The organism is Agriterribacter sp. (assembly GCF_035445465.1).
In the GTDB taxonomy this organism is placed as follows: Bacteria; Bacteroidota; Bacteroidia; order Chitinophagales; family Chitinophagaceae; genus Agriterribacter.
This window is the reverse complement of sequence record NZ_DAOMQT010000005.1, coordinates 1-17,421: the sequence shown is the minus strand read 5'-3', so window position 1 is coordinate 17,421 and position 17,421 is coordinate 1. Positions and strand designations below refer to the sequence as shown.

9 protein-coding genes are annotated in these 17,421 nt (G+C 41.6%); 2 read left to right on the top strand and 7 right to left on the bottom strand.

The features are described 5' to 3' along the window. Positions 1-93 precede the first annotated feature (93 nt). From PLE34_RS04080 to PLE34_RS04060, 5 genes are all read right to left on the bottom strand, one after another. Positions 94-1,179, bottom strand: a complete 1,086-nt coding sequence (locus tag PLE34_RS04080) for an aldose epimerase family protein (protein ID WP_324554504.1) — start codon at positions 1,177-1,179, stop codon at positions 94-96. Continuing rightward, complete coding sequence (locus PLE34_RS04075; protein WP_324554502.1) at positions 1,180-3,135, bottom strand: glycoside hydrolase family 97 protein; 1,956 nt, start codon at positions 3,133-3,135, stop codon at positions 1,180-1,182. Positions 3,136-3,208: 73 nt separating this feature from the next. Further along, complete coding sequence (locus PLE34_RS04070) at positions 3,209-4,885, bottom strand: RagB/SusD family nutrient uptake outer membrane protein (protein WP_324554499.1); 1,677 nt, start codon at positions 4,883-4,885, stop codon at positions 3,209-3,211. Positions 4,886-4,905: 20 nt separating this feature from the next. Next, complete coding sequence (locus PLE34_RS04065; RefSeq protein ID WP_324554497.1) at positions 4,906-8,064, bottom strand: SusC/RagA family TonB-linked outer membrane protein; 3,159 nt, start codon at positions 8,062-8,064, stop codon at positions 4,906-4,908. Between the two features lie 101 nt (positions 8,065-8,165). Next, on the bottom strand, positions 8,166-11,525 hold the full coding sequence (locus PLE34_RS04060) for a DUF5107 domain-containing protein (RefSeq protein ID WP_324554496.1): 3,360 nt from the start codon (positions 11,523-11,525) through the stop codon (positions 8,166-8,168). Between the two features lie 114 nt (positions 11,526-11,639). Here PLE34_RS04060 and PLE34_RS04055 point away from each other — a divergent pair, with 114 nt between their 5' ends. Then, positions 11,640-12,530 (top strand): AraC family transcriptional regulator, encoded by an 891-nt coding sequence (locus PLE34_RS04055; RefSeq protein WP_324554494.1) that lies wholly within the window; start codon positions 11,640-11,642, stop codon positions 12,528-12,530. A gap of 66 nt (positions 12,531-12,596) precedes the next feature. Here PLE34_RS04055 and PLE34_RS04050 read toward each other — a convergent pair whose 3' ends face one another. Together PLE34_RS04050 and PLE34_RS04045 are read right to left on the bottom strand one after the other, a co-directional pair. After that, entirely contained in the window at positions 12,597-13,367 is a 771-nt protein-coding gene (locus PLE34_RS04050; protein ID WP_324554492.1) for a cellulase, read from the bottom strand. Between the two features lie 164 nt (positions 13,368-13,531). After that, positions 13,532-14,299 carry an energy transducer TonB gene (locus PLE34_RS04045; protein ID WP_324554489.1) on the bottom strand — a complete coding sequence of 256 codons (768 nt, stop codon included), beginning with the start codon at positions 14,297-14,299 and terminating at the stop codon, positions 13,532-13,534. 692 nt (positions 14,300-14,991) lie between these two features. Here PLE34_RS04045 and PLE34_RS04040 point away from each other — a divergent pair. Then, entirely contained in the window at positions 14,992-17,298 is a 2,307-nt protein-coding gene (locus PLE34_RS04040) for a GH92 family glycosyl hydrolase (RefSeq protein WP_324554486.1), read from the top strand. Positions 17,299-17,421 lie beyond the last annotated feature (123 nt).

Here is a 17,421-nt window from a genome sequence, read left to right as displayed (position 1 = left end):
GCTCCACTATTTTATAATTGAATAAGAAAGCACTCTTTATAAGTTCCTCATTGCAAAAGAATCGTGGGATGGTTATTGTCCCAGGATAAAAATCTATCTTATCAAAAACCGGTATATAGTTGTTTGCTGATATTCTTCTTCCGGAAGCAGCCCTATGGATGGGAACTGGTAATGATTGGGCGCATCGGGAAAGCCCTGGGCTTCCAATGCAAGGCCACTGCTGCTGAAATACCGTTGCCCGCTTTTACCCACATCCGTTCCATCAAACAGCCATGCATTATAAAACTGGATACCCGGCTGATCGGTATATACTTCCATAATCCTTCCGGTTTCTTTTTCTTCTACCGTTGCTGCTAATTGTAAAGCTTTACCGGAATTATTCAAAACATAAGATACTACATACCCTTTTCCCGGGAACAATTGTCCGGGAAACGATTCACCAATACGGGATCCGATAGTTATCGGCCGGGTGAAATCGAGTGCTGTATCTTTTATAGAAATTATATTACCTGTAGGAATTAATTCATCATCACATTCCACACTATTTTCAGAATGAATACAAACAACATGATCCAATACATTTTTATCCACATCACCATGAAGATTGAAATAAGCGTGATTGGTAAGATTAACGATGGTTGCTTTATCTGTATGCGCTGAATAATTTATTCGCATTGAATTATCATTACCCAGCGTATACCTCACTTTTACTTCAATATTTCCGGGGTATCCTTCTTCTCCATCTTTTGAAAGATATTTAAATTCTACGGCCTCTTCTCCCTTATCGTTTACTAATATCGCACCACTCCAAACCTGGAAACTGAATCCATCAAAACCTCCGTGCAAATGATTTTTTACGGAACTCCCGAACAGATCATTATTTGTCAGTTGATATTTCACGCCTTCCAATTCAAAAATTCCCTTACCAATCCGCCCACACACACGGCCTACAACTGCGCTGTAATATTTTTCTTTGGCGCCCAGGTATTCCTCCAGGCTTTCAAATCCGAGTACCACATCTGCCCATTGGTTGTGTTTATCAGGCACCCACATAGACAGCCAGCGGGCTCCGTAATTGGTAAACTGTGCTACACCACCACTCTTATTACGAAGTGTAAATAATTTTACTTCTCCGCCTTTTATAGTACTTCTGAAATTTTCTTCTTTTAATAATTCCATTTATTTATTTTCCGGAGTGATCCTTGCCAGCCAGCCGCCACCTGCTGCCAATGTAAGCTTCAGTGTTTCTCCTGCGTTGATCTCATGCCGGGAGCGCTTATAATCGGTTGCTGCAGTGCCTGCATTTATTCCATCTTCAATAATCTCTACCTGGTATTTACCGGGTTTTAAAAAATCAGTGGATAGCTCTAATGTTCGCCGGTCATCGTTGGTGATCGCCCCGATATGCCAATCGCTTCCGGATCTGCGTGCTAACACCGTGTATTTGCTGATCTTACCCATTAAAAGTTTGGTCTCATCCCACTCAACAGGTATTCTTGCAAGGAAATCCGTACACGCTTTCTCCCGGTAGTAATCAGAAGGTGAACCGGGCAACATCGTCATAGGGCTATTTAAAATTATAAACAAGGCCATGGCATGCGCCCTTGTACCCCAGCCCATCGGGTAATCCCAGAAATGTCTGAAATTATTTTTATTTCCGTTACGCATGGTAGCAGGGATATAGTCCATTGCACCGGTAAACATGCGGATATAAGGCAAAAGATTATGGTGTTCAGGATTATCATTGTTGGATACACCGCTTTGTTCAAATTCAATCAATGCTTCCCGTGTTAACACATTCGGATATTTGCGGCTTAACCCACAAGGTTTGTAAGCACCATGAAAATTAACTACCATCTTTTTTTCTGCAGCTTTTTGGGCAAGCGCTTCGTAAAACTCCACCATCTGCTGATCATCCCTGTTCATGAAATCTGTTTTGATCCCTTTGATCCCCCAACGTTCAAACTGGTCAAAAGCCTCCTGCCATTGGTCCCTCAGTGTATTCCAGATCACCCATACCATCACGTCTACTCCTTTGGTTTTTGCATAAGCGGTAACCTCCTCCATATTTAAACCGGCAACAGGATGCAGCAGGTCATCTTTGGGGCTCCATCCATCATCAAAAAGAAAATAGCGAAATCCGTTTTCAGCACAAAAATCTATAAAGTATTTGGCTGTTTCGGTGTTAACGCCTGCTTTAAAATCAACGCCGTAAATATTATTCTTGCCCCACCAGTCAAACATAACCACACCCGGTTTGATCCATGAAACATCCCTGAGCTCAGTAGGCGAAGCCAGCAAATAAACCATATTGTTACTGATCAGTTCATCTTCCTGGTCTGCCACTGCAAAAATCCGCCAGGGATAGTTTCGTTTACCGGCTACTCTTGCAATATAATCGTAGGTTTCGCCCACCTGCCCGCTGGCGTAGCGGTTTTTTGTAGTTACCAGTGTTTTAGGATAACGTGGATTAGTAGCCGAAATTTGTGACGCCCCGGCACTTTTCATCCACAAGCCAGGGTAATTGTAAAGATCCGATTCAGTGATCATCACAAATTTACCATCCTGTTTTTCTACAAGCAGTGGCAGGTTGTAAAGCCTGGCTGGATCTAATTCGCTCAGCTTTTTGAACTCATAGGGTTGTTCGTATGCTGAGTTAAAAGATTTCTCAGACTGGAAGCGGATGGAATCGCCCTCGTTCAATTGTATACTGAGGGTTTCCTTCATTATTGTCAAACTGTCTTTAGCCGACGTTGAAAAACGATAGGCCATTCCTTCGTTGAAAAGCCTGAATGTTAACGACTGATCTGATTTGAATGTGAGCACCAGTTCGTTGTATTCATTTCTGTATGTTTCGCTCTTCTCTTTAACAACCGGTTTAATATCTTCATTTACCGTATTCCTTTTTATCTTTTTTACCTGCAGGGGTTCTGCTTTCGTTTGATCGCTAATCATGCCAAGGTCCGACAAACTCAGAACAGGATCCGCTCCTTTTGTCATTTTCAACTTTATTCCCTGCCGGTTGCTTTCAATTTCAACCGACAGTTTTTTATCAGGAGAAAGCAGCACATACTTCTGCGCATTGGCTGCAATACTAAAAAGAGACAAAAACAACAGGATTGAAAAGCCTTTCATAATACAAATTCATTTTATAGCATTATTTTTTCAATATAGATGCATATCAATATACAGCATCCTTAAAAACAGCTTACCACCCGGGATTTTGTTTTAATGCAGGATTGATCAAAATTTCTTTTGTAGGCAGCGGCATCAGGTAATGTTTTTCAGGATTAAAGCTTCTTCCTGAGGCGCTTTCCACAATAATAAACCCATTGGCATCTGTTCTGTTTTGCCAGCTTGCATCGGTATAAGGATTTCTATCCTGGCCTTCTACCACAATAGGGTTAGCCCATGGCGTTCCAACGATTTTGATACCTTTTACATCTGTTGGAATTTCGTATTCCGCTGTTTTCCATCTCCGCAGATCATCATATCTGAAACCTTCAAGCGCCAGTTCTATGGTTCTTTCGCGCCTGAGTTCCTCACGCATATCCAATCCATTGGCATTTACAAATCCATTGGTCAATTCAATCATATTAACCCGCTGACGGATCAAATTTATTGATTTATTAAGGTCGTCATCACTAATAGTACCATTCTTTTCAAATGTGGCTTCTGCATAAATAAGAAGCACTTCACCGTATCTTAAAATATGGCGGTCGTAACCATAACCAAGGGTGAACGGCGATGCATTGGATGCCGGATCTTCAGACAAAAATTTAAACGTAGTATACCCTGTATTGGCATTACGCTGGGGATAGAAAGGCCAGCTTGCCACCGGTTCCGGATACCAAAGCTGCATAGCGCCTGTGCCGGGAACAACGAAAGTCATTGTCATCCTGGGATCGCGATCTTCGAACTCAGAACCGGTTTGATTATACCCCTTAAACAAAGGAGACTCCGTGATAGGTAAGCCATCTGCACACAAATACATATCGGCTAACTTTTTGGTAGGTAATAAATGTCCTTCACCCACCGTACTTGGAAATGTTTGGTTAGAAATGTTTACCTGATAACGGCGATCTAATATGGCTTCAGATGCATCATCTCCTTCATCAATAAAAAAATACCTGTAGCTCTGTGCACCTTCACCCGTATACAGGGAGTATTGCCCACTATTCATAACCGTTGTTGCCGCGTTAATAGCAACATCCAGGTAGGCATTGGCATTAGCATCCCCTCTTGATTTTCCCCAGGTACCTTCAAATAAGGCAACCCTCGCTCTCAACGTATTGGCAGCGCCTTTTGTAATTCTGCCAACATCGCCGCTTGATAAAGTGCTTCTTTCGGGCAGGTTGGTTGCTGCTTCTTCTAAATCTTTTAAAATAAAATCAACCGTTTCTTTCCGTGTTGCTCTTGCTGAATACAATTCTTCATCGTCAATATCCAGTTCATGCGTAATAATGGGCACTTCGCCAAAAAGCTTATACATCATCCAGTAATTATATGCTCTGAAAAATTTTGCCTCACCGATAAATTGTGTTAACTCCGAAGCAATGGGCGCTTCTGTTGCCTTTGCTATAATTTTGTTACAACGCCGTATATAAATATATGCATTGGTCCACCTGCTGTCACTCTCTGTTGTCTGGTAAGTTCCATTACTAACGGAGTTAGGAACATCGTAGGCTAAGTCGGCATAGGTATCCCATGTATTAAATCCTTCGAGTGAGAAATACAGGTTATTGGCAGCCAGCTTAAAGTCTGCTGTTGTCTTCCAGAATGTGGCATCGGAAATAGCGTCCTTAGGTACAAGATCCAGCCCCTTATTACATCCTGTTAATAGCAGGATTGAAAAAATACATGCTTTAAAATATGTATGGTTCATGATACTTAGTAGTTAATGGTTTAGAATTTGATATCCAGTCCAAAAGAAATTACACTGTTAAAAGGATAGGTCTGTTCGTCAGAACGCTCCCATGTTTCTTCAGGATTAAATGAATTGTTCCATGTATCCTTTGAAAAAGTAAGCAGATCCTGACCGCTTACGTATACACGCACATTTTGCATTTTAGCTTTACTTACTAAATGTTGAGGTAAATTGTAAGCCAAAGTAACTACCTTAAGTTTAAGATAAGCAAGGTTGTTCATGCGCATGGATGAGTACCTCCAGTTCCAGTTACGTATTCCGTCAAAGCCAACAGCACCGGGTACAATGCGGGGATATTTTGCATCAGGATTTTCAGGCGTCCAGTTTTTACCATAGAAGTATTCCAGGGGTTGCATCCATACCTGCCATAGCGGCACGCTGATCTCTCCTGTTCTGATACCCTGCCTTTTTCCTATACCCTGTAAGAATACACTCAGGTCAAATCCTTTGTAGGATACGCTGATGTTTGATGAATACACATACCTGGGAAGCAGATTCCCCAGATACACCATATCGCCCTGAGTTCCTTTTGAAGCATCACCAAAAGCAGTGATTTTTCCATCACCATCAACATCCCTGAACATTACATCACCAACACCCAGGTTAGAAGGCACATTGCCTAATTGCTTATAAGCGGTCAATTGTTCTTCATTTTGAATAATGCCATCAAACTGGTAACCAAAATAAGAATTGAGGGAATACCCTTTACGTGTATAAATCAATCCTTCTCCGTAAGCATCGTTTCCCTTCAACTCCACTAATTTATTTTTGCTATCGCTGAGCATCGCAGAAACGCTATACCTGAGGTTGCCTATCTTATCATTCCATGCTATAGAAAAATCCCAACCTTTTGTTTCTAACTTACCGATGTTTTGTGTGGGTGCAGATCCGCCCAGCGTTGCCGGCAATTGGTCATTCACCAGCATGTTGTTATTGCTCTTGATATAATAGTCAAAACTTCCGCTTAACCTTGAATCCAGGACTGCAAAATCAATACCTGCATTTTTTGCTTCAATCGTTTCCCATGTACGGCTTTGCGAAGCAATGCTGGACACTGCACCCGGCAAGCCTACATTGGGTACACCCATAGGATAAGTGCCGGAAATAGAGATCAGGGAGATATAGTCATAATTGCCGAAACTCAATTCCTGGTTTCCGGATTGCCCCCATGATAAGCGCGCTTTCAGGTTATCAAAAACATTCAGTGACTGAATAAAGTTTTCTTCCGACAAATTCCAGGCTACGGCTACAGAGGGGAACAAAGCGCTCCAGCGTTTACTCTCTGAAAATTTTGAACTGCCGTCCATCCTCGTTGTAAAGTCTATCAAATATTTTTTGTCGAAGGAATAGCTCAATCTGCCAAAATATGACTGCAGGGCCCAATCTGATGCGCCACCGGAGAAGTTAGCATATTGCGTTTTTGTTCTGTCTGCAAGATTTAATGTAAATATTTCATTGCTGGCAAAATTATATCCGGTAATGGATTGATTCTCGTACGTCTTTCCTTCCCGTGAAGCTCCTGCCATTGCATTCACCTTGTGTTTACCTGCAAAAGTTTTATTATAATCAAGATAAGCCGTATAATTCTGGTAAATATTTTTGGAATTCGTAAACAAAGCGTTATTGGGGTTATTTACCACGTCAAAATCACTGCCATCCCAATTATGCTGGGCGAATGTAGGGCGTGTTTCCTTCCTGTCATTAAAATCTATAATTATACCAGCCTGGCCTACCAATAGCAAATCATTGAGCAGCTTAATATTTCCTTTCAGGTTAGTAGAGATCCGGTAGGCATTCTCCTTATTCAGACCACCTTCCTCAAGATACTGAACAGCATTTCTAAAACCTCCCTGGTATTTATACAACTGCCCCAAAGGATTATATATGGGAACGTAGCTGCCCATCTGGTTTACATAATATAATATGCTGCCAAGCGCGGTAGGAGTAGTTATAGGCTGGTTCTCAAAGCTGGTTCTTGTTTCAATATTTATCCTGTCGGAAATTTTAAAATCATAGTTCAGGCGAAGATTATACCGGCTGGAATGGTTTTCTCCATGCCTGAACACACCCTCGTTTCTTTGATATCCTGCGGAGAAAAGATATGAGCTGTTATCGCCGCCACCGGATATACTGAGGTTATGTGCTTGCTGAGCGCCTGGTCCATATACCGCATCATTCCAATCGTGCGACTGGTAAAAGCCGGGGAAATTTTCCAGGTATTTCAGCCATCCTGTAGGATCAGGCGCTGCGTTGTTCCTGATCTTTTCAAACACTTCTTCAGAAACGCCAGGCTGGTTCACATTTCTCATACCTTCATCATACATTTCGGCAAGATGCAAAGTGTTTGTTCTCTCTTTTAAATATTGGGGAGTTTTTATTCCATAGTTCCCTGAATATGAAATGGAGGGCGTTCCTTTCTTACCTTTTTTTGTGGTAACTATTATTACTCCATCGGCGGCGCGTGCTCCATAAATGGAAGCCGCGGCATCTTTCAAAACGGTGAGATCCGCAATATCATTTGGATTAATGAGACTGAGATCACCGGGAATACCATCTATTAAAATCAGCACCCTGTTACCGCCCACAGAAGATGCGCCACGTACCTGCACGGAATAGTTCTCAAAGCCGGGTCTGCCGCTTCCTCTTGTAACTGTTACACCAGGCAAAGTACCCTGCAAAGCATTCATCGTATTGGTAAGTGGTCTGGTTTCAAACGCTTTACTATCTACTTTAGACACGGCGCCTGTTAACTCTCCTTTTAATTTGGTACCATAACCAATTACAACAACCTCGTCAAGCTTAGTCTCCAGCAAATGTAAAACCACATTCAGGTTTGAGTTGCCGCTCACTTTAACTTCCTCTTTTCGGTACCCTACAAACTCAAACACAAGCACATCATTTACAGAAGCCCTGATTGAAAAATTTCCATTAATGTCAGTAGTGCTACCAACATTGGGGTTTCCTTTAACCGTTACAGAAACACTCTGCAATGGATTGTTATTTTCATCCCTGACTTTTCCGGTAAGTGTTCTTTGCTGGGCAAGCAACAAGTAGCCAGGTAAAAGAAAAGAAAACAACAGCAGTAAAAATTTCGAAGAAAAAGCTTGATTTTTTGTAGAAAGATTTTGATTATTCATGACAGCAATGTTTTAGTCAATCAATTTTAGAATTGAAAGTCAAATTTATACTTATACCCCTGTTCTATTGATGGATGATTTTTGGTGTTTGATGGATTATTTTACGATCCTGTAAAAATTGAATACGCTGTTAACAGCATTTTTTTATGAGTAAGTGCGCCCTGGTGGTTGTTATCCAGGTGAAGTACCTGCGCAAAAAAGTCAGTGGCTTTGGCCGCATGCAGTTTTCCCAAACCAAGATTTCCGAGTGCCGTTAAATAATAACAATGAATTTTGTTCAGCAGGTTCAGGTCGGCATCAAACACTAATAAACCGGGTAATGAAACAGCAAAATAATCTATACTGATGTTGTCGTTAATATGCTGCTCTCCGAAGGCTATCAGGCTTTTGAAAATGGCTGTAGCCTTCTCAGGGCTGTTCAGCTTTATCCATGCCAATGCCTGGTAAAATATTTTATCAGGCTGGGGATCATTATAGAAAATAGCCCGGGCAGGTTCGCTGATCCCTTTTACTGCCATATGATAATATTGATTTGCCTTTTCTTTGTTACCCAGTTTCTCATATACCATGCCTTTCCAATAGTGAATATCATTTTCCTGCGCTCCTGCCAGTTTTCCTTCACCAAGACTGGATGGATAATTTTCTGCCTGGTTCAACAACTGCGATGCTTCTTCATATCTGCCTTCTTCAATAGATTGCTTTGCAAGTTCCAGGTGGCAGATGATGTGCTGTTGAATTACTTTCCCTTCTCCGCCTTCCCATGGATGAAATTTACGAGCACTCAAAAGCAATTTTGCTTTGGCATAATTTCCTGATTGATTATACAATGTTATTCTCTCAAGGCAGAGATCATCCCTTTGTTCCACTAAAGACAGATGTGTATTCAAAAACGCAAGTCTTTCTCTATAATCCCTGTTCAGTTTTTTATACAGTTGATCTAATTCCATCAATACCCGGGCATCTGTGGCATCTAATGAAAATGCCTTTTCCATAGATTGTAATGCCTTACCTGCATCGTTGCTTTTATTGTAATAAGCCAGTGACAGATTACGGTGTACAGTTGGAAAATGATCGTTGATCTGTGCTGATTGTTCCCAACATTCCATGGCTTCTTTGTATTGTCTTTTATCAAACCAGAAATTGCCGAGATAATAATATGCCTTAGCATCATTGGGATTGAACTCAATCGCCTTCTTAAACACCAGCACATCTTCTATTTTATTAGGGAAAACAAAATCAGGCGAAAGTGATGCAGCTCTTTGAAAAGATTCTACTGCCAGTTGCATGTTCCCCGCCTGGCAGGCAAGCCAGCCAACATAATATTCTATTAAAGTATTTTTATCATCATGTGTTTTGTAGATGGAAAGCAGTTGCAGGGCTTCTTCATACAGTCCAGCATGCGCATAATCAAAAGCGTATTCTATAAAATTATTCGCATTATTCCTGCTGATGTTTTTTAAGTGATTCAATACATCATCCGCAGTTTGAGCCTGACCCTTTTCATTTGCCAGCAAAATATGTTTTTCAAATAAACAACCAAAGTTGAAAGGATCTGATTCCAGGCATTCGTTAATACAAGCCTGCGCCTTTTTATATTGATTTAGCTTGCGGAGAATAAAAACCCGGGCATGCCTTGCCGTATGACTATGATAATTCTTCACCAAAGATTTCTCAATAAGATCCAAAGCGTCTTCATAGTTTTTTTTAAGTGTTGCAATTCTTGCAAGGTTTAAATAACCTGCGTGTTGCCAGGCATCGTTCCAGGTACTTTTATAAAAGGCATCGTACGCTTCGTCGTTTTTATGCTGCATTTTAAGCGCCCATCCCAGGTTGTAATAAGGCTCCCCGTCATAGGGGTTGGGATTACGCTGCGTGACCGTTTCAATCGCCTTTTTGAAAAAAGGTATTGCTTTGGCGAAACGTCCGCGTCTCAAATACCACAAGCCCAGCGCATTATTATTGCGGGCATCTTTGGGGTCTCTTCTCAGGGCCTCTTCATAATAGTCAGTAGGTTTATACGTAGCATGGCGGTATTGCTCCAGGTGTTGGCCTGTTAAAAATAACTGCTCATTATTTTCAACATCGGCAGGCCTTTTTGCAGGTTGCGCCGGTGGCGGAATAGGCTGCTCTGCATATTTCTCTTCCTGGTAACTTACCAATTCTTTGCCTGTAGCCAGGTTTGTGACCAACAATTTTATTTCCTCCGGCAGTATGCCATCCTTTAGCGTAACTTTTTTGAGATAAGGATTTTCAGGAGAGGATGAAATGGTTTCAGTAAACAAACATGCTTCAGCTTTTATCAGATCTACTTTAATCTTTTCGTACTCCGATGTAACATACAATATGATCTCGGCCTCGTTCCCATTTATCTCAAGATTGATAGCCGCTTCTTTGGTAGCATTTTTCACTATACCTACTTCACGATATGGCATAAAATATTGCACGAAATTTTTTTCTTCGTAAGGTTGTATCCACGAAAAATCGGGCTGGTTATCTGTGTAAACACCCGTCATTAATTCTATATAGGGTCCGTCTTCATCTGTGAGGTTCTCATCCCAGGTATGGCCAAATGCACCGTTGCCCCATGTCCATTGTTTTTTACCGGGGGCTATGTGATGATCTGCCACATGCAATAATCCGCCTTTGCTGTCATGCTCATAGCCGCCCATAAAATTGTACTTTGAGCTTACAGCCATGTATGAAGTAGGTACAGGAATATTTTTATACCTTGAAATATCAGTGCCGGGTGCATAGTTTACTTTATAATAAACGCCTTTAGCTATAGGAAAAGAAGATACATCCCTCTTACCGTGATCAAAAACTGCATGAACATCCGGAGGGAAAACGGATTGATAGTGATCATTCACCTTAACTGCGGGGTTAGCCCACCATAAAAAGGTTTGTGGAAACGGAGTTCGGTTATACAATCTGCCTTTTATTTCTATATAGGCTTTATCGGGGTATATCGTAAATCCGGCCATACCCTTGGTTCTGAACATACGCTCCACTTCGTTTACCCACACCGTTTTGCTGCCGTCTTCATTTTCTGTAATTGTATAGTCTACCGGTTCAAATGTAGAGGGCCTGTGATGCTGCGGCCAGTTAAACTCTATACCACCAGAAATCCAGGGCCCCGTAAGCCCCACCAATGCCGGCTTGATTACCTGGTTATAATAAATAAAATGCCGTTGCTTTACTTTATCATAAGCCATTTGTATTCTGCCGCCCAGCTCAGGCAGGATCATTATTTTCAAATAACGATTTTCCAGAAAAACCGCTTTGTATATTTTATCGGTTTTTGTATCCTCAATTTTTTCTATCACAGCATAAGGATATACCACACCACTGCTGCCCTGGTATACTCTCCTTTCCAGGAACATGGGATTTTTTTCAGGTATACCTGTAGGGTAGGTGGGAATGCTGATATTTTCTATCCATGCTTTTACTTCTCCCCGGTTCATAGTAAAACAAATTTATTTCTACACCCAAAGTTATCCCCTTGTTATAATTTTTTAATGGAGTAACATTCGGTTTAGATGGATTTTCTTACTATTTTTAAATATTCATATTCAAATATGGAACACGCGATTAAAAAGAAAGAAGGCTTCCAGGGGCAAAAATTTATTGTAATTCCTAAGCAGGTAATTAACAGCAAATGTGTAAAAAATGAAATGATCAACGCCCTGTATATTACGGATATAGGGTATTACCCAAAAGCTAAGTTTCATTATATGGAACGGCTGAACGGTGCGGAACAATATATATTGATCTACTGCCGTGACGGGAAAGGAGAAGTTATCATCCGCAACAAGGAATATAAAATGGAAGCAGACGATTTCATTATCATTCCCATTAAAACACCGCACTCCTATACTGCCGATGAAAAAGATCCCTGGAGTATTTATTGGGTTCACTTTAAAGGAACGGTTTCTGATAAAATTGCTTCTAACATCGAAAAAAAGAACGGACTAAAAGGTGTTATCCGGTTTAAAGAAAGAAATATCGAGCTGTTTAATGAAATGTATACACAATTAGAAAAAGGATATTCCAATGATAACCTGATGTGTGCCAATATGTGCCTGTGGCATTTTTTCTCTACATTTCTTTTTAACGATAAATACGATATCTCAGGTAAATTGAGCAATAAAGATTCCATTGACCTTGCGATTGATTTTCTAAGCAAGCATACGCACAGCATATTATCCCTGGAAGAGATCGCTTGTGAGGTAAACTTATCAGCTTCACATTTTTCTTATTTATTCAAGAAAAAAACGGGTTTTTCTCCTATGGAATATTTTAATCACCTGAAGGTTCAAAAGGCTTGTCAGTATTTGCTTTTCACTAAACTAAGAATAAAGGAAATTTCACAGGAAGTGGGTATAGAAGATCAATACTATTTTTCAAGAATGTTTACCAAGGTAATGGGATTGCCACCTAATGAATACAGGGAAAAAAGAATTGGGTAATAAAAAGGAAATTCAAACAAAATAACAATACCTCATAAACCTGTTAAAGCAGAATTAAGTACTGTTTCATTCCAAATGCCTCTTTGCCCACATTTCAATGAGTTCGTTGTGATCTGAATGCCATGCTTTTTTATACAGCTCACGAACTACTTCCAGCCATTTTTGCTTGCGGTCATCTTTGCTGCCTGCATCTTCACCTCCGCTGGCTTTATAATCTTCACGGGTAGTACTGCTGATACGGGCATACTGACCGGTTTGCGGTTTCAGGTCTGCATTGGTAATGCGCAAATAAAAATCGAGCTGCTCCGGAGTACAGGTTTTATCTTTTGGCCACATTGTGCTGTCTTTGATGTACACCGTTACGCCGTCTTTAAAAGCATAAGGTTCCTGGAAATCTTTGGTGTACTGATCTTCATATACCACACCCTTTACCGGGAATTGCGCGTTCGACTGTCCGTCAATCCATTTCAACAATTTATAAGTGTAAACCGTATCCACGCTATGTTTGGCATTCCAGCAGGCGTTGGCCACCCACATTGCCAGCTTTTCAGGAGAAGGATTTAAGAGGTATACTTTTCCTTTTTTTGGCCTGCCGGTATAAAGGTCATTACCCGTTTGATATTCATACAATTTCACCGAAAAGCCTTCCCAGCCGGGAATAGTATCCGTTTCAAACACAAGTTGCTGCACCATATAAGCATGGCTCAGCACTATTTTTGCTTTTTGCACCAGGGCATCAAAACCATCTCTGAAATAAGCATCAGGAATTTTGGGTGTTTGTGCGCTCGCTGAGAGTGAGAAAGTTGCGGCCAAAAGCAAAACGGAAATATTTCGCATAAGTATAGACGGTTTAAAGTGGCAACATGTTAGGTGTAAATTACAATGCTATCCGGTATTGTGTTTGGTGTTTTAAAGTGAAGATTTAAACGGAACTAACCGCCACTAAGGCGGCGTCCGAAAAGCTTCGCGATTGTTTAGGCACAGCATCTTGCAATATCAGCTTATTTGGGTAATTGAAACACCAATGGCTGACGCCTGAACGCCCTAACGAGTTTGCCATCCTGGTGGGCTGGCCGCCATTTGGGCGAATCTTTTATCAGGCGTATAGCTTCTTCATCAAGTGAATATTCAATGGACCTCAATATCGTGATATCGCTGGTAGTACCATCTGTATTTACTACAAACTGAAGCAGGAGGCTACCTTCTTTTTTCAAATTCCTTGCACGGTCAGGGAAATTGATATTTTTCTGAATATACTTAACCCAGTCTTCTGTTCCTCCTTTAAACACCGCTTCCACTTCATCCCAATGTTTTTCTGTTTCCCCTTTCTTCCTGTTCTCCTCTCTTTCGGCTTCTATTGATGCAAGATCCATACGGATCAGCAGCTTTCCCATATCATATTTTTCTTTCTTCCAAAGCGTAAAAGAATCCGTGTAATAATACCACCAGTCATTCTTTTTACCTTCAAAAGTGTAGCCGGAAGAGTCCATTTGCCCATCCGCACCATAATAAGTAAACGATCCATGCGGAATACTGGCTTCCTTGTCTTTATAGGTTTCTATTGATAATAAAGGTCCGTCGAAATGATAATATCTCCATTCATACGCTGTATCTCCAAGCTTTTGCTGGGAGGCCAGGTATTTGGCCTCTTCCGGCTTGCAGCCTTTCCAGTTCTCGTCGTAAACATAAAAGGTTACATTCTTTTTGGATTTTTGAGCGTGGAGGCTGGTAGCAGCTAATAATATAGCGAAGATCAATAGTGTTCTCATTCTGTGTAATTATAGAGGGGTAATTTAGATGATTTATTAGAATTGAAAAAAATAAGCACTCTAACTTCTTCTGAAATAGCATCTGTAAAAAAGTGATAATGGAAACCTGTGTTGAACGCAATAGTAAGTCGTTTTGCTTTCACCCGGTTTTTATCTCACAAAAATTTTGCTTAAGTTTGAATACACTATGAATTCTGTACAACAAAAGCCTAAAGAAGTTTAATATGCTATGAATTCACGAATGAATTTGTGCTAAAATATATTAAATATTCGTGCATTCGTGGCTGGTTTAAGTTGTGTTTGTGAATCGGCTTGCTTGCGGGCCGCTGGAATTCGTTACAATTGCTTTCCTATGCTAATTTCTATACAGGCCGACCATAGAGAACACTCTTCCGGTATTGCGGGGCTTCTTGCCGGATATATCGAAGTATCACTGCTTGTTTCTACATTATCTGTGGGAGGTTACATCATTAACGGAATCACTGAGGTAGAACGAAAACCGCTGTACGCAGTCTCCAGACTTCGTGCTTCATATGTTCTTCCGGGACTCTGTCCCGCAAAAATGATAACCATTTAAAATAATTTTTAAACGATAAACGCATTCCGGCGGCGGAAGTTATATCCCCATTTTTTCTGCTTTTATGTAGTTTTTATTTTCCGGTATATTCGCAGAATAAATACATAGCACGCTTATGAAAAAAGTTATATTATTTGCTTTGTTCTGCAGTATTACATTTGCCTCTATGGCCCAAATGGTAACCAAAGTTACCGACCCTGCAGACTGGGTAAATCCTTTAATGGGCACCGATTCCAAACACAGCCTGTCTAACGGTAACACCTACCCCGCAATTGCATTGCCGTGGGGGATGAACATGTGGACGCCGCAAACCGGCAAAATGGGTGACGGCTGGCAATACCAGTACAGCGCCGATAAAATAAGGGGATTTAAGCAAACGCACCAGCCTTCGCCCTGGATGAATGATTACGGGCAGTTCAGCATCATGCCGGTAACCGGTACACTGCGTTTTAAAGAAGATGACCGCGCCAGTTGGTTCAGCCATAAGGCGGAAACGGTAACGCCCTACTATTACAGCGTTTATCTTGCCGACTATGACGTTACTACCGAAATAACACCAACGGAAAGAGCAGCCCGCTTCCGGTTTACCTTTCCCAAAACAGACAGCGCATTTGTGGTAGTAGACGCTTTTGATAAAGGCTCCTTTATAAAGATCATCCCTGAGCAGCATAAGATCATTGGTTATTCTACCCGCAACAGCGGGGGAGTGCCCGATAATTTTAAGAACTATTTCATTATTGAGTTCGATCACCCTTTCAGCAACGTGGCCACTTTTAACGGAGATAATCTGGATCTTACCCGGATGGAAGTGGAAGACAATCATGCCGGCGCGGTAGTGGCATTCAAAATTTTTAACAGCGGGGAGCGTGTTAATGCTAAAGTGGCATCCTCATTTATCAGCTATGAGCAGGCGGAGCTTAACCTACGGGAGATCGGTGACGATCCGTTTGAAACCGTTAAACAAAAAGGCCGTAACACCTGGAACAATACCCTCAGCCGTATTTTGGTGGAAGGCGGAACGGTAGACCAGGTACGTACCTTTTATTCCACTTTATACAGGATGGTTTTCTTTCCCAACAAATTATACGAAAAAGACGCTTCGGGCAATATCATTCATTACAGCCCCCACAACGGCAAAGTGCTACCGGGGTATATGTTCGGCGGCACCGGCTTTTGGGATACCTTCAGGGCGTTGTATCCATTTCTCAACCTGGCGTATCCTTCCATTAATAAAGAAATGCAGGAAGGGCTCATTAACTGCTATAAAGAAAGCGGCTTCCTGCCGGAGTGGAGCAGTCCGGGTGCAAGGCCGGTAATGGTAGGCAACAACTCGGCCTCTGTGGTCTCCGACGCTTATATTAAAGGCTTACGCAATTACGATATCAACACTTTGTATGAAGCATTGCTGCATGGCGCCAATAACGAAGGCCCGCACGGTACCGGACGAAAAGGAGTTGAATATTATAACAGGCTCGGCTACGTGCCCTACGATGTGAAGATCAATGAAAATGCCGCCCGTACGCTGGAATATGCCTATGACGACTTTACCATATATCAACTGGCAAAAGCGCTTAACCGGCCCCGGGAGGAACAAAAACTGTATGCCCAACGGAGCCAGAACTACCGGAAGCTGTTTGATACCGAAACCAGGCTTATGCGGGGAAAGAATGAGGATGGCAGTTTTCAAAAGCCTTTCAATCCTTTTAAATGGGGAGATGCATTTACGGAAGGCAATAGCTGGCATTATTCGTGGAGTGTTTTTCATGATGTGAAGGGATTGTCGGACCTGATGGGCGGCAAAGCTAATTTTGTGAAGATGCTGGATTCCGTTTTTGTAATGCCTCCTGTTTTTGATGACAGCTATTACGGCGCTGTTATTCACGAAATAAGGGAAATGCAGATCGCCAATATGGGGCAGTACGCGCATGGTAACCAGCCCATACAGCACATGACCTACCTCTATAATTATGCAGGTGAGCCCTGGAAAGCCCAGTTCTGGGTGAGGGAGGTGATGAACAGGATGTATAAACCCACGCCCGACGGGTATTGCGGCGATGAAGATAACGGGCAAACATCTGCCTGGTATGTTTTTTCGGCGCTGGGATTTTACCCTGTATGCCCTGCCACTGATCAGTACGTACTGGGTGCGCCTTTATTTAAAAAGGCCACTTTGCAGTTGGAGAATGGCAAACAGTTTATCATTAACGCTCCCGACAACAGCGAGATCGCTAAATATGTTCAGCTTACCCAGCTTAATGGAAAAAAATATGAAAACAACTGGATCAGCCATTTTGATATAGAGAAAGGAGGCAGCTTTAATGTTACCATGGGCGCTGCTCCCAATAAAACAAGAGGAACCCTGGAAAGCAGTTATCCCTATTCTTTTTCTTCCAGTGCGGATGCGGATATATTAAAGAAGTAACCGGTAGCGGCTATGCGAAATGAATCAGTAAAATCTCAAATATTACATCTCAAATCCCAACATCTCACCAGATGTTCTTACCTTAATGCAAAATTTCATAAACGATGAGCCAAAAATTAAAAT